Raw genomic sequence first — 16,133 nt, forward strand, 5'->3', positions numbered from 1 at the left:
CGCGCTTAGGCGGGGCCGATCGGCCCCGACGCCGCCCGCGCGGCGTCGGCGATGCTGGCAATGAAGGCCTTGGCGGCTTCCGGCATGATGCGCCCGGCCAGCGTCTGCACTTCGAAGTGGCGTTCGTTCATTTCGCGGTCGCGCAGGGGCACGGCGACGATTTTTCCCCAAGCCAGACGGTTGCGGATCGCCAGTTCGCCGCAGAAGGCGACCCCGCCGCCCGCGCTGGCAAAGCCGACCAGCGCGTCGATGCTGCGGCTGGTGAAGGCCGGCTCGCAATGCAATTGCTGGCGGCTGCAACTGATGTCGATGAGCTGGCGCAGCGTGGAATCGGGCGTGGGCAGCGCAAGCGGATACGCCATCAATTGCGCCAGCGCCATCTCGCGGCGGTCGGCCAGCGGATGCCCGGCCGAAAGGATCGCGCGCACCGGCGCGGGCACGCGCGCTTCCACGCGGATGTCGCGCTGAGACGTCAGGCTGAGCGTGACGCCGATGTCCGCCGAGCCGTCCCGGATGCGCTGGGGAATCTCCTGCTGCGAGCAGACATCCAGCGAAAACCGGATACCGGCGTAGTGCTGCCGGAACGCCGCGATGGCGGCCGGGACGAATTCCGACGCATAGCCCTCGGTGCTGACGATGCGCACATGACCCTGGCGCAGCCCGCGCAGCGCCAGGATGTCGCCCGCCACGCGCTCCACGTCCTGCTGCATGCGCTTGGCGTGCGCGGCCAGCAGTTCGCCGGCGGCGTTCGGGACCATGCCGCGGGCTCGGCGCTCGAACAGCAGCGTGCCCAGTTCGCGTTCGACGCGGGCAATCTGCCGGCTGACGGCCGACGGGGCGACATCCAGGCGGGCGGCGGCTTCGCTGACCGAGCCGGTGCGCACGACTTCCAGGAAATAGCGCAGGGAAATCTCCTGCAGGACGCGAGGGTTCATGGTCGGATCCAAGGTTTGCGGAAAGCGCAAAGAAGAATTCTAACCATTGATATTGCTGCAAAGCGTTGCCCGCCTCTAGGATGTGGGCATTCCTTGCGCTCCCATTCGCTAGCACAGCCATGTTTCAATCCGACGCTCCCTCCAAATCCCCCGTTCTGGATTCGCTCCGGCAAGCAAAGCCGGTGCTGTGGACCGGCCCTGAAACGCATGCGGCCGCTGCCGGGCCGGGCGCTCACTTCCTGATGGACCAGGTGCTGTCCGCGCAAGAGCGCTTTGCGCGGTTTGCGCCGCTCTTGGCCGAATTGTTTCCCGAGCTGGCCGCAACGGGCGGCGTGATCGAGTCGCCGCTATTGCCCGCCGCCGCCATGCAGGCGGCCATGGGCCTGCCGCAGGACGCGGGCCGGTTGTGGATCAAGGCGGACCACGCGCTGCCGGTGGCCGGGTCGATCAAGGCGCGGGGCGGAATCCACGAGGTGCTGGAATTTGCCGAATCCCTGGCGATGCGTGAGGGCGTGCTGCGCCAGGGCGACGACTACCGAAAGCTGGCCGGCCCCGAGGCCCGCGCCGTGTTCGGCCGTTATCAGGTCGCCGTGGGGTCCACGGGCAACCTGGGCTTGTCGATCGGCGTGATCGCGTCGGCGCTGGGATTCCGCTCGGCGGTGCATATGTCGGCCGACGCGAAGGAATGGAAAAAGGCGCGGCTTCGCGCGCGCGGGGTCGAGGTGGTCGAGCACGCGGGCGACTACGAAAAGGCCGTTGCCGCGGGCCGGGCGCAGGTCGAAGCGGATCCGTTCGGCTATTTCGTGGACGACGAGCGGTCGGCGTCCCTGTTCCTGGGTTACGCCGCCGCCGCGCTGCACCTGCGCGTGCAATTGGGCGAAGCCGGCGTGCGTGTGGATGCCGAGCATCCGCTCTTTGCGTACCTGCCTTGCGGCGTGGGCGGGGCGCCGGGCGGCATCGCGTTCGGCCTGACGCAGCTTTTCGGCCCCCACGTGCATTGCTTCTTTGCCGAACCGGTGCAGTCGCCGTGCTTCCTGGTGCGAATGATGGCGGGCCGCGGCGAACTGCCGGGCGCCCCGGCGTCCGCGTCGGTGTACGACGTGGGTCTGACCAATGTGACCGAGGCCGACGGCCTGGCGGTGCCGACGGCCTCCGAACTGGCCTACGCGGCCGTGGGCGCGCAACTGCGCGGGGTCTACACCGTGGAAGACGACACCTTGTACGCAGACCTGGCGCGCCTGAAGGACAGCGAAGGCCTGCGCATCGAACCGTCTGCCGCCGCAGGCTTCAGCGGCCCCCGCCATCTGTGCGGCACCGATGCCGGCCGGGCGTGGCTGCGGGCGCAGGGCCTGCAGGCGCACCTGCCGCAGGCCACGCATCTGGCCTGGACGACGGGCGGGCTGTTCGTGCCCGACGAAGAATATGACCGATTCCTGAGCCGTGGGCGTTCGCTCACGGCCGGCAACTAGGCGCCGACAGACGCGCCGCATCTCCACCACCTACCATCGAGCACCGCCATGAAAACCTCGTTTCTTGCAGTCAGTCTCGCTTTTGCCAGCACCCTCGGCGCGGCCGCGCCCGCCGTGGCTCAGGACGCCTATCCCTCGCGTCCGCTCACGATGATCGTCCCCTTTCCGCCGGGGGGCGCCACGGACGTGCTGGGCCGCGTGGTGGCCCAGAAGCTGGGACAGGAACTGGGACGCACGGTCGTGGTGGAAAACCGCGCTGGCGCGGGCACGGTGATCGGCGCCAGCTACGTGGCCAAGGCCGCGCCCGACGGCTATACGCTGCTGGTGAGCTCGGGCACCACCTTCACGGTCAACCCCGCCATCCAGGCCCACCTGCCGTATGACCCGGTCAAGAGTTTCGAGCCCATCGGCATCGTCGGCCGCACCGGGCTGGCCCTGCTGGCCAACCCCAAGGTGCCGGTCAAGGACTTGAAGGAGTTCGTCGCGTATGTAAAGGACCCGGCGCATGACCAGCCGCCGTACGGCTCGTTCGGCACGGGCACGACCGCGCATTTCGTGGGCGAGGCCTTCATCGCCGCGGCCAAGCTGAAAATGACGCATGTGCCGTACAAAGGCAGCGCGCCCGCGATGACCGACCTGATCGGCGGCCAGATTCCGTTCTCGGTCGACACCGTGGCGGCGGCGCTCCCGCAAAGCAAGCAGGGCAAGGTCCGCGTGCTGGCGGTGTCCAGTCCCAAGCGTTCGTCCTTCCTGCCCGACGTGCCCACGTTCGCCGAACAAGGCTATCCCTCGGTCGCGATGGACACGTGGCTGATGGTCGCCGCGCCGCGCGGATTGCCCGCCGACGTGAAGACGCGTCTGGAGCAGGCGCTCAAGGCCACGGTGGAATCGCCCGAAGTGGTCAAGAGCCTGGAGGCGCAAGGCTTCGAGGCGGCCTTCGCCAGCGCCGCGGAAGGCGAGGCGCTGATCCAGAAGGAACTGCCCATCATGCGCGAGGTCGCGCAACGGGCCAACATCAAGATCGACTGAAGGAAGACGACGATGGCTTTGGACGACTCCCTGGTATCGCTGACCGCCGTTGAATTGCGGCGCATGATCGGCGCCCGCCAGCTTTCGCCGGTGGAACTGCTGGAAGCGTGCATCGCGCGCATCCAGGCCGTGAACCCGTACATCAACGCCGTCACCGCCACCGCCTTTGAGCGGGCGAGGGCGGAGGCCCGCGCGGCAGAGCGTGCGGTGATGGCGGGCGAGCCGCTGGGCCTCCTGCACGGTTTGCCGATGGGGGTGAAGGATCTGGAGCCCACGGCCGGCGTACTGACCACCTACGGTTCGCCTTTGTATCGCGGCCACGTGCCGGACGAGGACATCGAGCTGGTCGCGCGCCTGCGCCGCGCCGGGGCCATCGTCGCCGCCAAGACCAACGTGCCCGAGATGGGCGCGGGCGCCAACTCGCGCAACACGGTGTGGGGCGCCACGGGCAACCCCTTCAATCCCAACCTGAATGCGGGCGGCTCGTCGGGCGGTTCGGCCGCCGCCCTGGCCAGCGACATGCTGCCGGTCTGCACGGGCTCGGACACCGGCGGCTCGCTGCGCATTCCCGCGTCCAAGTGCGGCGTGGTCGGATTCCGTCCGTCGCCGGGCATCGTGCCCAGCGTGCGCAAACCGCTGGGCTGGACGCCGATCTCGGTGGTGGGACCCATGGGCCGCACCGTGGCTGACGCCTGCCTGCAAATGGCGGCCTCCGCCGGACCGCATGCTGGCGATCCGCTCAGCTATCCGCTGGATCCGCTGCAATTCCTGAACCCCGGCATCGCCGATCTGGGATCGCTGCGCGTGGCTTACACCGAAGACTTCGGCGCGTGCGACGTGGACGACGGCATCCGCGCCACCTTCCGCGAAAAGATCGCGGCCATGCGCCATCTGTTTGCGGCCTGCGATCCGATCGATCTGGATGTCGGCGACGCCCATCGATGCTTTGACGTGCTGCGCGCCGAGGCCTTCGTAGCCGGCATGCGCGACGCGTACGAAAAGGATCCGTCCAGCCTCGGCCCCAACACCCGCGCCAACTTCGAGATGGGCGCGGCGATGAGCCTGAAGGACTGCGCATGGGCGCAGGCTGAGCAGACACGCCTGATCAAGCGTTTTCAACGCGCTTACGACGATTACGACCTCATCCTTTCGCCCACGACGCCCGTGTCGCCCTTCCCGTGGACGCAGTTGTATGCGGACAAGATCAACGGCGTCGCCCAGGAGAACTATTACCGCTGGCTGGCGTTGACCTATGTCGTGACGCTGACCACGCACCCGGCGCTTACCTTGCCTTGCGGCCGTGATGCGAACGGCATGCCGTTCGGCCTGCAGATCGTGGGCCGCTTTCGCGGCGACCTCCAGGTGCTGGCCGCGGCGCAGGCGATGGAGCAGGCCTTCGCGGGCACGGAAGCGCTGCGCCGACCGCGGCCCGACCTGGCCGCGCTGCGCCCGGCGGAACCGGCGCTGACGTCGATCGTGACGGCGCCGCCGCTGCTCGATGGCGGCGGTGAGGCGGGGTCGGTGTCGGCCGTGTAGCGCACCGTCGTCACGCCGCGGGCCTCGCACGGGGCCGCGCCTAGTGAGCAACAAGGCCAGCACGCCGCATCACGCGGTTTGCTGGCCTTTCGCTATTTCGCCCTAGTCCGTCTTCTAGGGTTATTCCTGACTAAAAGCTGATTGTCAGCCGTTTGTCAGGAAGGTTTAATCACTCCAAAGTTGCGCATCAGACGCATCAGTCGGCAGAGGAAGGCCCAACGCAGGCCTTTCGCGCCGCACCCTTGCAGCCGTAGTAACTACACGCTGGTCCATGTAGTCCACCCCAGGAGACAACAAGCCATGCAACACGTTACAAAGCCCCGCCGCCGCAAGTTCATCTCCGGCGCCGCCGCCGCCGGCGCCGTGGCGCTAGGATTTCCCGCCGTCACCAAGGCGCAGAACGCACCCATCTCCTTCCGGTTCCAGAGCACCTGGCCCGCGAACGACATCTTTCACGAATTCGCCCGCGACTACGCCAACAAGGTCAACGAGATGGCCGGCGGCCAGCTGAAGATCGAAGTGCTGCCCGCGGGCGCCGTGGTCAAGGCGTTCGATCTGCTGGACGCGGTCTCTGCGGGCACGCTGGACGGCGGCCACGGCGTGGTGGCGTACTGGTACGGCAAGAACACGGCCGTGGCGCTGTGGGGGTCGGGTCCGTCGTTCGGGATGGACGCCAACATGCTGCTGGCCTGGCACGAATACGGCGGCGGCAAGGAACTGCTGGTCGAGATCCAGAAGGCGATGGGCGTGAACGTGCAGTCGCTGATGTACGGACCGATGCCGACCCAGCCGTTCGGGTGGTTCAAGCGGCCCGTCACGAAAGTCGAGGACGTCAAGGGCGTGAAGTTCCGCACCGTGGGCCTGGCCATCGACATGTACACGGCGATGGGCGCGGCCGTGAACGCGCTGCCCGGCGGTGAAATCGTGCCGGCGCTGGACCGCGGGTTGCTGGATGGCGCGGAATTCAACAATGCCTCGTCGGACCTGGCGCTGGGCTTTCAGGACGTGTCCAAGATCTGCATGCTGCAGAGCTTTCACCAAAGCGCCGAACAGTTCGAGGTGCTGTTCAACAAGGCAAAGTACGACGCCTTGCCGGAACACCTGAAGCACATCCTGAGCTATGCCGCGCAGGCCTCCAGCGCGGACATGTCCTGGAAGGCGGCGAACCGCTATTCGCAGGACTACATCAAGCTGCAGAAGGATCACAACGTCAAGTTCTACAAGACGCCGGATGCGATCCTGCAGCAGCAGCTCAAGATCTGGGACGAGATGATCGCCAAGCGGTCGGCCGAAAACCCGCTCTTCAAGAAGGTCCTGGATTCGCAGCGCGCATTTGCCGAGCGGGTGGGGCGCTGGCACGGCGACACCACGGTCAATTACCGCATGGCCTACAACCACTACTTCTCGCGAAGCACCAAGCCAGCCTGACGCGGTTTCACGCAGGCCACGCGCGCCGCCTAGCCGGCGCGCGGCGCCTCGCCATGCGTGTCCAGGGTCCATGCGCGTCAGCGGCAGGATAGCCGCTGCGTGAGTGGGCCCGACTCCAGGACCTTCGATGATCCGAACCGTACGTTTCATAGACAGCATCTCCACCCTGGTGGGCAAGACTTTTGCCTGGCTGATCGTGGTGCTGACGCTGCACGTGTGCTGGGAAGTTGCCGCACGCTACATCCTGAACCAGCCCAGCGCCTGGGCCTTCGACCTGCAGATGATGTATTACGGCATCCTGTTCATGATGGCGGGCGCCTACACGCTGGCCAAGAACGGGCATGTGCGCGGCGACATCCTGTATGGCTTTCTGCCGCCGCGCGTGCAGGCCGGCCTGGACCTGCTGCTGTTCATCGTCTTTTTCTTTCCCGGTGTGATCGCCCTGGTGTGGGCCGGCTGGTATTACGCCGGCTATTCCATCGCCATCCGCGAACACTCGTCGCTGATGGCCAACGGGCCGCCCATCTATCCCTTCAAGGCCTTCATTCCCGCCGCGGGCGCGGTCCTGCTGCTGCAGGGCGTGGCCGAGGTCATGCGCTGCATCCTGTGCCTGAAGCAAGGCGCCTGGCCGTCGCGTGAAGAAGACGTCGAGGAAGTGGACGTCGACAAGCTCAAGCAGATGGTGCACGTGAAGGACGAAGACATCGCCCAGCTCGATCGTTACGTCACACCCGGGGAGTCAAAGCGATGAAAGTCCACAAGGCTTTGTGGTTCGGCCTGTCGTGCATCGCGCTCGTGCTCCTGATGATCGCGTTCCTCACGCCGTGGGACAACCTCACGACCGGTCATATCGGACTGCTGATGCTGGCGCTGATCGTGGTGGCGATCATGCTGGGCTTTCCGACCGCGTTCACGTTGATGGGCATGGGCGTGCTGTTCACGTTCCTGGCGTATTACATGCAGAGTTCGGATCCGGGGCGGTCCCTGGGACAGACGCTGGATCTGATGGTGCAGCGCACGTACGCCACCATGACCAACGACTCGCTGATCTCGATCCCGCTCTTCGTGTTCATGGGCTATCTGGTCGAGCGCGCCAATCTCATTGAAAAGCTGTTCCGGTCGATGCACCTGGCGCTTGCGCGGCTGCCGGGCGCGTTGGCGGTTGCCACGCTGGCCACCTGCGCCATCTTCGCGACGGCCACGGGGATTGTCGGGGCGGTGGTCACGCTGATGGGGCTGCTGGCGATGCCCGCGATGCTCAAGGCCGGCTACAGCGTGCGCCTGACGGCCGGTTCCATCACGGCGGGCGGGTGCCTGGGCATCCTGCTGCCCCCGTCGGTGATGCTGATCGTGTATGGCGCGACCACCGGCGTGTCGGTGGTGCAGCTGTACGCGGGCGCGCTGTTTCCCGGCATCATGCTGGCCATCCTGTACATGGTCTACGTCATCATCGTGGCCAAGCTGCGGCCCGACATGGCGCCGCCGCTGCCCGAGAACGAACGCGGCGTGCCGCTGCCGCCCGGGACGGCGGCGCTGGCGGCCGGGCCCTACACGCGCGCCGTGTCCGGCATGCTGGCCGCCATGTTCAAGGGCCGGCGCAACAGCGCGGTGTCGTTCGGGTACCTGACGCGCAACATGGCCATAGCGTTGACGCCGCTGGTCGTCACCGTGCTGATGCTGGCGGTGGTGCACCACGCGCTGACCAAGCCGCCCGTGGAATACGAGATTCCCGCTGAATTGCGCCTGGGCTCCAGCGACTTCGATTCCGGTTCGGGGTTGAGCGAGCCGCCCGTCGATGGGCTGGCCGAGCCGCCCTCGAGCGACCTGCCCGAACCGCCTTCCAACGAGCTGGCCGAACCCCCAGGCAGCGCGCCCGCGGTGTCCGGGCTGAGCGAGCCGCCCGGCACGCCCGCCGCCCAACCGCCAGCTGGCGTCGCAGCACCCGCGCAATCCGGCGCGCAGCCCGCCGCGGCCGCCGAAGCGGAAGCCCGGATCGCGGCGCCCACGGGTTTCTGGATCTTCGCCGGCATATGCGCGGTGATTCTGGCGGTGTTCTACGCCGCGCTGACGTGGGCGCGGCTGGAAATCTTCAAGATGCTGATGGGCTCGTTCTTCCCCCTGGCGGTCATGATCGCGGCCGTGCTGGGGTCGATCGGGTTCGGCCTGGCCACCCCCAGCGAGGCCGCCGCGATGGGCGCGATGGGCGGGGCGTTGCTGGCATTGGCTTATCGCAGGTTGAACCTGCCGGTCCTGCGCGAATCGGTGTTCCTGACGGCCAAGACCAGCGCCATGGTCTGCTGGCTGTTCGTGGGCTCGTCCATCTTCTCGGCGGCGTTCGCGCTCTTGGGCGGACAGCGCATCATCGAGGAATGGGTGTTGTCCCTGGGACTGACGCCGATCCAGTTCCTGCTGCTGGCGCAGATCATCATCTTCCTGCTCGGCTGGCCGCTGGAATGGACCGAGATCATCGTGATCTTCATGCCGATCTTCGTGCCGCTGCTCAATACGTTCGGCATCGACCCGCTGTTCTTCGGCCTGCTCGTGGCGTTGAACCTGCAGACCGCATTCCTGTCGCCACCGGTGGCCATGTCGGCCTTCTATCTGAAGGGGGTGTCACCGCCGCACGTGACGCTGAATCAGATCTTCCTGGGCATGATGCCGTTCATGGGAATTCAGGTCGTCGCCATCTTCCTGTTGTACATGTTCCCGGGAATCGGCATGTGGCTGCCGACGGTGCTGTACCGGTAAGACGCCGTTTACTGCCCCGACGCCGCCGACAGCGATACCTGGCCGAACGTCATCCACACATGCGCCGTCTCGGACGCCTGCGCGCGATACGTGCCGGAGGCTTCGCCCAGACGCATTGCGACGGCGGCGAACTCCCAGGCCTGGGAGTCGTCGCAATCGACCTTGCGCGTGGTGTAGGCGTGCAACCCATGCGCACGCCCGAAGGCCAGCGCCAGTTGCGCGTGCTCGGCCAGTTCGGCCGGCACGGATGGGTGGTCCCAGCCCCATAGAAAACTGTCGTCCTCGCTGTTGGACGTGCCGACGATCTGCACCGGCGCGCTGGCGACAACGCCACCCGGAAGCTGGAACACGATCAGCCCACTGTCCATGTCCACCGACCACTGCTCGGCCTCATCCAGATGCCAGGTCGCGCAATGCGCCGTGGTGGCGGCCTGCATGCCTGCCATGCTTTGGGCGATGAAGGCCTGGACGTCGAAGGGCGTGGGGGTGTCGGACATGCTGCGGGATTCCTTGTTAGGTGAAGGGTCAGCATGATAAGCCAGTCTGGTTCCCAGGATTCGGGATCCTGAGCTCCTCGGTGTCGCGTGTGTAGTGTGTCTCCATGCCGTGCCCGCGCGAATCCTTGATCATGCCGGCGCTTCACGTCGCGTTTGCTTCAATTGATTAGCCGCCATACTATATGGCACAAAATCTATATCCTCTGACTTTCATCCGACCATGCTCGAACCCAAACATCACGCCTTGCTCGAAGAGGTGTCCCGCCGAGGGCTGCCGTCCGCAGATGGCGTGCGCCTGTGTTTCCAGGTACTGGCGTTGGCCAGCGCCATCGACCGGGACTGCGCCGTGCGGCTGGCCCCCAAACAATTGTCCGAAGCCAAATTCGTGTTGCTGTTCCTGCTGCAAGGCCAGCCGGGCGGGCTGTCGCCGCACGAACTGGCGACGCGCGCCGGCGTGACGCGCGCGACGATTACCGGCTTGGTGGACGGGCTGGAGCGGGACGGGTTCGTCGCGCGCGAAGGCGGGCAGGCCGACCGTCGCAGAATTGCAGTGAGGCTGACTGCCAAAGGCAGGCGGATCGCCGGAAGGCTGTTCAAGGAGCATGCGACGTGGATCGGTTCGCTCTTTGGGGGGTTGAGTGCTGCCGAGCAGGATCAGCTGGGCGGGTTGCTGACGAAAGTGTGGTGCGGCACGGATGCCGGTAGGGTCGCCCTGCAGGAGGCCGGGCAATGAACAAGAGAGCAGGCAAGGCGGTGGAAGGCGCGGCCAAGGGCGTTCCGCCAGCGGGGAACAAGCCGGTCGGGCGAGGTGTGAAGGACATCGCGCCGGCAAGGCTGGCCCAATTGAATGCGGGCGCGCCGGCCACGACGCTTACAGAGTGCCTGGCGGTGGATTACGCGCGTTTGATGCAGGCAGCCGTGCCCGAAGTGGGCGCGCAGGCGCTGGCCGTGATGCGGGCGGACGCGGCGGCGGGCATATCCAGGCGAATGCAGCGGGCAGCGTTGATCTTGCTGGACACACTGGGGCCGCAGGCGATTGGCCGGCTGCAAGCACATGCCTCGGACACCGTCCGGGGCTGGGCGTGCTTCATGGTGGGCGCGTTGCCGGGGATGTCGGTGCAAGCGCGGCTGGATACGATCCGTCCATTCGCCGACGACGGGCATTTTGGTGTGCGGGAATGGGCCTGGCTGGCTGTCCGGCCAGCGTTGACGGCCGAACTCGAAACCTCGGTGGCATGTCTGGCGCCGTGGACAAGCCACTCGTCCGAGCGCGTGCGGCGTTTTGCCAGCGAGTCGCTGCGGCCACGTGGCGTCTGGTGCGCCCACGTGCCGGCACTGAAGGCCAATCCGGCCATCGCGTTGCCGCTGCTCGAACCGTTGCGGGCCGATCCGGCCAGTTATGTGCAGGACTCCGTGGCCAACTGGCTCAACGATGCCAGTAAGGATCAGCCAGATTGGGTGCGTGCGCTCTGCGCTCGATGGTCAGCTGGCGACGCTACTGCCGGCGCCAAAGCCGCCACCGAGCGGATCTGCAAGCGTGCCCTGCGTTCAATCGGGGCTTAGCGGGGCGTAAACGCCTGAAGACTCCAGCTCTGAACGCGGCCGTTGCCCCGGCCGCCTGGCTTACAGCTGGCTCATGCCGCCGTCCGCGATGATCTCCGTGCCCACGATGAAGGCCGACTCGCGCGCGGCCAGGTGCAGCACGGTCGCCGCGATCTCCTGGGGGGTGCCAAAGCGGCCCAGCGGCACCTGCGCCTGGATGCTGGCGGCGGTCTTCTCCAGCGTGGCGGGATCCAGCCCCAGCTTGTTGTAGATGGGGGTGGCGACCGGCCCGGGGCTGACGACGTTGACCCGGATGCCGCGCGGCAGCCATTCGGCCGACAGCGTCTTGGCCAGGGAGATCAACGCGGCCTTGCTGGCGGCGTAGATCGACGATGCCGGCATGCCGATGTGAGCGTTGATGGACCCGTTGAGCACGATGGACGCGCCCGTGTTGAGCAAGGGGTCCAGCGCCTGGAGCTGGAAGTAGACGCCCTTGACGTTGGTATTGAACGTCTGGTCCCAGAGATCTTCCGTGGCGTCGGTCAGCGTCGCGAACTTGGCGATGCCGGCGTTGACGAAGACCGCATCCAGGCGCACGCCTGCCGATGCCAGGGCGCCCGCCAACGCGGCAGCCGCGCCGGGCGCGCCGGCCGTGTTCTGGATGGCCAGCGCGTTTGCGCCCAAAGCGGCGCGGGTCTTTTCCAGGGCGGCGGCGTCGCGGCCGGTGACGATGACACGGGCGCCTTCGGCGGCAAAGGCTTGGGCGGCCGCAAGGCCGATGCCGCTGGTGCCGCCGGTGACCAGGACGGTCTTTTGTTCAAAACGGTTCATGATGGATTCCTTGGGAAGTGGGGATGAGGTGTAGCCATGTTGCGCCTCGCCCGGTGCTTTGTCGTACGATCTGGCGCATAAACACGTTCGAAGGAATCGCACATGTTGAGCCCGAATGAACTGGCGCTGATGGAAGCGATCCGCGATAGCGGCAGCCTGTCCCGCGCAGCCGCGAAGCTGGGCAAGGCCCCCTCGTCGGTGTCGCACGCCGCCCGCCAGCTCGAAGAGCGCTTTGACGCCCTGCTATTCGACCGCCGGGGCTACCGGATGCAACTCACGCCCGCGGGGCAGTTGCTGGCAGACGAAGCCGGGCGGCTGGCCCAGGACGTCAGCCGGCTGACGCAGCGTGTGCGGCAGGTCGCCAGCGGTTGGGAAGACCGGCTGCGCATCGTCAGCGACGAAATCCTGGAATTCGAGCTCATGGCGCCGCTCATCCAGGCATTCGACAAGCTGGATTCGGGCGTGCGGCTGCGGTTCACGCACGAGGTGCTGGGCGGCACCTGGGAGGCGCTGCGCGAGGGCCGCGCGGACCTGATCGTGGGCGCCACCAACGAACCGCAAACCATGCCGAACCTGCAGTGGGCGGCGCTGGGCGAAATGGAGTGGCTGTTCGCCGTGTCGCCGCGCCATCCGCTTGCGCGCGCCAAGGCGCCACTGCGCCAGGACCAGATCCAGCAGCATCGTGCCGTCGTCGTCGCCGACACGGCGCGCGGCGCGGCGGCCCGCGGCTACGGCGGGGTGGGCGGGCAGGCCACGCTGGCGGTGCCCAGCATGCGGGCCAAGATCCTGGCGCAGCGCGCCGGACTGGGCGTGGGCTGGGTGCCGCGGCACCGCGCGGCATCGCTCCTGGCGCGAGGCGAACTCGTGGAAATGGCCACGGAAACCCCGCGCGAACCGAACCTGCTGTACCTGGCGTGGCGCAGTGATCACGATGGACGCGCGCTGCGCTGGTGGCTGGACCAATTGCGCCAGCCTCGGATGGCGGCGGCGCTGATGCGGGGCATCGACGGGTTCGCCTGACGCGTTGTAGTCTTAGCCGCGTGCGGCAGCCCCGGCGGACGGCCGGCCAGACCGCGTACAACAGTCCCAAGGACGAACATGGAAGAGACAACACAGGAACCCCCGCTCGATTGGGCGTCGCTGGTCGACGACCTGAACCGGCTGCTGCGCCTGAAGACCACGGTCATTGGCATGAAGCTGTACGAGAACGAGGCGGACATGGCGGGCGTGAAGGGCCTGCGCCGGCCCCAGGCCACCCACACCACGGACCAGATCGTGGGCATGGCCGCGCGGCTGGGCTGGACGGTGGGCATCACCGGTGACGATCTGGTCGGCGCGCAATGCCGCGCCGTCATCGGGCTGGGCCCGCAGGACGAGGCATGGAAGCAGGGCAAGGAATACGTGGGCGTCTGGCACGCGACCGAAGCGGACGCTCGGGCGCGCCAGGAGGCGCTGTCCTGTGTGCCGGCCGGCAAGTACCGGGCGATGGTGGTGTCGCCGCTGGCATCCGGACGCCTGGACCCGCCCGACATCTGTCTGGTGTATGCCACGCCGGGCCAGATGATCATCCTGATCAACGGCCTGCAATGGAAGAATTACCGGCGCTTTGACTGGAGCGTCGTTGGCGAGACGGCCTGTGCGGATTCCTGGGGCAGGGCGCTTGTCACGGGCGAACCCAGCCTGTCGCTGCCCTGTTTTGCCGAGCGCAGATATGGCGGGGTGCCGGATGAAGAAATGCTCATGGCGCTGCCGCCGCGCTTTCTGCCCATTGCCATCGAAGGCATGAAGGCGTTGTCGGCCAATGGCCTGCGGTATCCCATTGCGCCGTATGGCATTCAGAACGACGTGCGTGCAGGCATGGGGGTGAGCTACGCCCAACCGCCCAAGGCTCAAGGTTGAGCGCCGACTTGCAGCGCCGCCGCCAGCGCGCGCGCGGCCGGTCCCAGTGGCCGGTCGATGCGGTGCGCAAGATAGGTTTCCATGGCGATCTGGCTGTCGCGGCCCAGGCTGGCGGCGGGCACGCGCAGCAGACGGCCTTCGGCCAGATCGCGCGCCACCTGCCAAAGCGGCAGGCGGCCCCAACCGAGTCCGGACAGGATCAGTGCATGCTTGGTGTCCTGTCCGCTGACGCGGCATGTCTGCGGCGACAGGACGGCAAAGTCGCGGCCTTCGGACAGGGCCGACGGATCGGATTGCACGATCTGCAGGTGATCCGCCAGGTCCGCCGCCGCAAGCGCCTGCCCGGCGCGCGCGTCCTGCGCCAAGGGGTGCGAGGCGCCGACGACGGCCACCATCTGTACGGCGCCCAACGCCTGCACGGCGATGCGCGGATGCCTGAAATGCTCGCCGGCCAGAATGCCCAGCGTGTGCGTGTCGGCCAGCAGCGCCTCTACCGGCCCGCCCAGCGGCAGCACCGACACGCGCAGCGACACCGAGGGATACGCGGCGCGCATCCGGTTGAGCGCCGCGCCCGCCTGTTCGATGGGAAAGAGCGTATCGATGACCAGCGACAGTTCCAGTTCCACACCTTCGCCCAGCCCTTGGGCGCGGGCGCGCATCGCATCGACCCGCAAGAGGATGTCGCGGGCGTTGGCAAGCAGGGCCTGCCCCTGCGGAGTCATGACGGGACGATGGCCGGTGCGGTCGAACAGCGGCACGCCCAGTTGCGCCTCCATGTTTGCGATGGCGTGGCTGACGGCGGACTGCACCCGCGCCAGGCGGCGGGCGGCCCCACGAAAGCTGCCCGTGTCCGCCACGGCGGCGAATACGCGCAGTTGGTCCAGGGTCAGGGCATCAATCATGTTGATCTATTTCTTCGATCAAAAACGTCAAAAGGTTATCACTTCGCGGGATCGGCTTTGCGCGGCATGATGCCGGAATTCCGGCAAAAACGAGGGCAGGATGGACAAGGTTGATGGGGTGGCGGCAGACAGCCGCGCAGCGGGACAACATTGGGGCGCGGTGCTGGCCATCGTCGGCGCGGGCGTCGTGGCGGCGTTGCAGGTGGGTAAGGTCATCATTGCCGCGCCGCTCCTGCGCAAGGACATGGGACTGGATCTGGCCTCCATCGGCACATTGACGGCGGTGTTCTCGGTGCTGGGCATGGTGGGCGGCATCGCCGCGGGCGGCGTGATTGCACGTTTTGGCGCGCGGCGCATGCTGTTGCTAGGCTTGGCGGCCACAGCGGCGGGCACCGCGGCCGGAGCCCTGGCGCCGACCTACGGCCTGCTGCTCGGATCGCGGATCGTCGAGGGGCTGGGTTTCCTGCTCGTCACGGTAGCCGGCCCCGCGGCGTTGCAGCGCATCGTCGCGGGCGGCAGGCGCGATTTCGCCTTCGCGCTCTGGAGCTGCTACATGCCAGCCGGGATGGCGATTGCCATGCTTGCCTCGCAGGCGTTTGACGATTGGCATGCCTATTGGTGGTGCGCGGGCATTGCCGCCGGCGTGGCGCTGGTCAGCATCGCCGCGCTGGCGCCGCCCACGCCCCGGGGGGCCAGCCTGTCGTGGCACGGCCTGCGCCAGGATACTGCCGACACCATGGGCGCGCCCGGCCCGCTGCTGCTGGCGCTGTCCTTCACGCTCTACAGCCTGATGTTCTTCGCGCTGTTCACGTTCCTGCCGGTGCTGCTGATGGAGCAATTGGGACTGACGCTTGCCAAGGCCGGCCTGTATAGCGCCATCGCCAGTGCCGCCAATGTGGTGGGCAATCTGGGCGCGGGCGTGCTGCTGGGGCGCGGATGGCGCCGGTCCACATTGATCGCGCTAGCCAGTTCGGTGATGGCGGCCGTGGCGCTCCTGATCTTCGGATCGGCGCTGCCCGCCATGACCACTTTTCTGTTGTGCGTGCTGTTCTCGGCCGTGGGCGGACTGATCCCGGCCACGCTGCTGGGCACCGCGCCGCTGGTCGCCCCGCGTCCGGCGCTGACCGCCGCATCCGTGGGACTGGTCATGCAGGGCAGCAACCTGGGACAGGTGATTGGACCGGTGGCCGTGGGCGGCGCGATCGACCGCTTTGGCTGGACGTCCGCCTCGTTCATCGTCGCCGCTGCGGGCTTGGCGGGCGTGGCGGTTGCCTGGCGTCTGCGGCGCGTGAAGGGCGTCCGTCTTTGACGCGCTGG

General features: G+C 67.3%; 15 protein-coding genes. 11 read left to right on the forward strand and 4 right to left on the reverse strand.

Features of this window, described 5'->3' with window-relative positions:
* Window positions 1-5 precede the first annotated feature (5 nt).
* Window positions 6-935, reverse strand: coding sequence for a LysR family transcriptional regulator (locus HV786_RS15675; protein WP_175211230.1), 930 nt, complete (start codon window positions 933-935; stop codon window positions 6-8).
* Between the two features lie 119 nt (window positions 936-1,054).
* Between HV786_RS15675 and HV786_RS15680 the strand changes: the two genes are divergently transcribed.
* From HV786_RS15680 to HV786_RS15705, 6 genes are all read left to right on the forward strand, one after another.
* Window positions 1,055-2,404 (forward strand): D-serine ammonia-lyase, encoded by a 1,350-nt coding sequence (locus HV786_RS15680; protein ID WP_128828893.1) that lies wholly within the window; start codon window positions 1,055-1,057, stop codon window positions 2,402-2,404.
* Window positions 2,405-2,452: 48 nt separating this feature from the next.
* Window positions 2,453-3,433 carry a Bug family tripartite tricarboxylate transporter substrate binding protein gene (locus HV786_RS15685; protein WP_175211232.1) on the forward strand — a complete coding sequence of 327 codons (981 nt, stop codon included), beginning with the start codon at window positions 2,453-2,455 and terminating at the stop codon, window positions 3,431-3,433.
* Window positions 3,434-3,445: 12 nt separating this feature from the next.
* Window positions 3,446-4,969 carry an amidase gene (locus HV786_RS15690; protein WP_175211234.1) on the forward strand — a complete coding sequence of 508 codons (1,524 nt, stop codon included), beginning with the start codon at window positions 3,446-3,448 and terminating at the stop codon, window positions 4,967-4,969.
* 300 nt (window positions 4,970-5,269) lie between these two features.
* Window positions 5,270-6,397: a TRAP transporter substrate-binding protein gene (locus HV786_RS15695; protein WP_062840984.1), complete on the forward strand. Its 1,128-nt coding sequence runs from the start codon at window positions 5,270-5,272 to the stop codon at window positions 6,395-6,397.
* A 127-nt stretch (window positions 6,398-6,524) separates the two neighbouring features.
* Window positions 6,525-7,148 carry a TRAP transporter small permease subunit gene (locus HV786_RS15700; RefSeq protein WP_128829153.1) on the forward strand — a complete coding sequence of 208 codons (624 nt, stop codon included), beginning with the start codon at window positions 6,525-6,527 and terminating at the stop codon, window positions 7,146-7,148.
* Complete coding sequence (locus tag HV786_RS15705; protein WP_175211236.1) at window positions 7,145-9,145, forward strand: TRAP transporter large permease; 2,001 nt, start codon at window positions 7,145-7,147, stop codon at window positions 9,143-9,145. The genes HV786_RS15700 and HV786_RS15705 overlap by 4 nt, the downstream gene beginning before the upstream one ends.
* An 8-nt stretch (window positions 9,146-9,153) precedes the next feature.
* Here the strand turns inward: HV786_RS15705 and HV786_RS15710 are convergent, their stop codons facing one another.
* Window positions 9,154-9,642 (reverse strand): DUF6882 domain-containing protein, encoded by a 489-nt coding sequence (locus HV786_RS15710; protein ID WP_128829154.1) that lies wholly within the window; start codon window positions 9,640-9,642, stop codon window positions 9,154-9,156.
* A gap of 220 nt (window positions 9,643-9,862) precedes the next feature.
* Between HV786_RS15710 and HV786_RS15715 the strand changes: the two genes are divergently transcribed.
* On the forward strand, window positions 9,863-10,375 hold the full coding sequence (locus HV786_RS15715) for a MarR family winged helix-turn-helix transcriptional regulator (RefSeq protein ID WP_128829155.1): 513 nt from the start codon (window positions 9,863-9,865) through the stop codon (window positions 10,373-10,375).
* Window positions 10,372-11,205 (forward strand): DNA alkylation repair protein, encoded by an 834-nt coding sequence (locus HV786_RS15720; RefSeq protein ID WP_254599485.1) that lies wholly within the window; start codon window positions 10,372-10,374, stop codon window positions 11,203-11,205. The genes HV786_RS15715 and HV786_RS15720 overlap by 4 nt, the downstream gene beginning before the upstream one ends.
* Before the next feature lie 60 nt (window positions 11,206-11,265).
* Here HV786_RS15720 and HV786_RS15725 read toward each other — a convergent pair whose 3' ends face one another.
* Entirely contained in the window at window positions 11,266-12,015 is a 750-nt protein-coding gene (locus HV786_RS15725) for an SDR family oxidoreductase (RefSeq protein WP_056318256.1), read from the reverse strand.
* Between the two features lie 102 nt (window positions 12,016-12,117).
* Here HV786_RS15725 and HV786_RS15730 point away from each other — a divergent pair, with 102 nt between their 5' ends.
* On the forward strand, window positions 12,118-13,035 hold the full coding sequence (locus HV786_RS15730) for a LysR substrate-binding domain-containing protein (RefSeq protein WP_175211238.1): 918 nt from the start codon (window positions 12,118-12,120) through the stop codon (window positions 13,033-13,035).
* A 78-nt stretch (window positions 13,036-13,113) separates the two neighbouring features.
* Complete coding sequence (locus HV786_RS15735; protein ID WP_128829501.1) at window positions 13,114-13,914, forward strand: DUF169 domain-containing protein; 801 nt, start codon at window positions 13,114-13,116, stop codon at window positions 13,912-13,914.
* Here the strand turns inward: HV786_RS15735 and HV786_RS15740 are convergent.
* Entirely contained in the window at window positions 13,905-14,816 is a 912-nt protein-coding gene (locus HV786_RS15740) for a LysR family transcriptional regulator (RefSeq protein WP_128829502.1), read from the reverse strand. The genes HV786_RS15735 and HV786_RS15740 overlap by 10 nt on opposite strands.
* 100 nt (window positions 14,817-14,916) lie before the next feature.
* Here HV786_RS15740 and HV786_RS15745 point away from each other — a divergent pair, with 100 nt between their 5' ends.
* Window positions 14,917-16,125: an MFS transporter gene (locus HV786_RS15745; RefSeq protein WP_175211240.1), complete on the forward strand. Its 1,209-nt coding sequence runs from the start codon at window positions 14,917-14,919 to the stop codon at window positions 16,123-16,125.
* Window positions 16,126-16,133: the final 8 nt, after the last annotated feature.

The sequence above is a fragment of the Achromobacter mucicolens genome (assembly GCF_902859725.1).
Lineage (GTDB): Bacteria > Pseudomonadota > Gammaproteobacteria > Burkholderiales > Burkholderiaceae_B > Achromobacter > Achromobacter mucicolens.

What these genes read in the sequence shown, in the direction of transcription:
- HV786_RS15675 (WP_175211230.1), bottom strand. Translation starts at nt 935, where the DNA reads ATGAACCCTCGCGTCCTGCAGGAGATTTCCCTGCGCTATTTCCTGGAA.
- HV786_RS15680 (WP_128828893.1), top strand. Translation starts at nt 1,055, where the DNA reads ATGTTTCAATCCGACGCTCCCTCCAAATCCCCCGTTCTGGATTCGCTC.
- HV786_RS15685 (WP_175211232.1), top strand. Translation starts at nt 2,453, where the DNA reads ATGAAAACCTCGTTTCTTGCAGTCAGTCTCGCTTTTGCCAGCACCCTC.
- HV786_RS15690 (WP_175211234.1), top strand. Translation starts at nt 3,446, where the DNA reads ATGGCTTTGGACGACTCCCTGGTATCGCTGACCGCCGTTGAATTGCGG.
- HV786_RS15695 (WP_062840984.1), top strand. Translation starts at nt 5,270, where the DNA reads ATGCAACACGTTACAAAGCCCCGCCGCCGCAAGTTCATCTCCGGCGCC.
- HV786_RS15700 (WP_128829153.1), top strand. Translation starts at nt 6,525, where the DNA reads ATGATCCGAACCGTACGTTTCATAGACAGCATCTCCACCCTGGTGGGC.
- HV786_RS15705 (WP_175211236.1), top strand. Translation starts at nt 7,145, where the DNA reads ATGAAAGTCCACAAGGCTTTGTGGTTCGGCCTGTCGTGCATCGCGCTC.
- HV786_RS15710 (WP_128829154.1), bottom strand. Translation starts at nt 9,642, where the DNA reads ATGTCCGACACCCCCACGCCCTTCGACGTCCAGGCCTTCATCGCCCAA.
- HV786_RS15715 (WP_128829155.1), top strand. Translation starts at nt 9,863, where the DNA reads ATGCTCGAACCCAAACATCACGCCTTGCTCGAAGAGGTGTCCCGCCGA.
- HV786_RS15720 (WP_254599485.1), top strand. Translation starts at nt 10,372, where the DNA reads ATGAACAAGAGAGCAGGCAAGGCGGTGGAAGGCGCGGCCAAGGGCGTT.
- HV786_RS15725 (WP_056318256.1), bottom strand. Translation starts at nt 12,015, where the DNA reads ATGAACCGTTTTGAACAAAAGACCGTCCTGGTCACCGGCGGCACCAGC.
- HV786_RS15730 (WP_175211238.1), top strand. Translation starts at nt 12,118, where the DNA reads ATGTTGAGCCCGAATGAACTGGCGCTGATGGAAGCGATCCGCGATAGC.
- HV786_RS15735 (WP_128829501.1), top strand. Translation starts at nt 13,114, where the DNA reads ATGGAAGAGACAACACAGGAACCCCCGCTCGATTGGGCGTCGCTGGTC.
- HV786_RS15740 (WP_128829502.1), bottom strand. Translation starts at nt 14,816, where the DNA reads ATGATTGATGCCCTGACCCTGGACCAACTGCGCGTATTCGCCGCCGTG.
- HV786_RS15745 (WP_175211240.1), top strand. Translation starts at nt 14,917, where the DNA reads ATGGACAAGGTTGATGGGGTGGCGGCAGACAGCCGCGCAGCGGGACAA.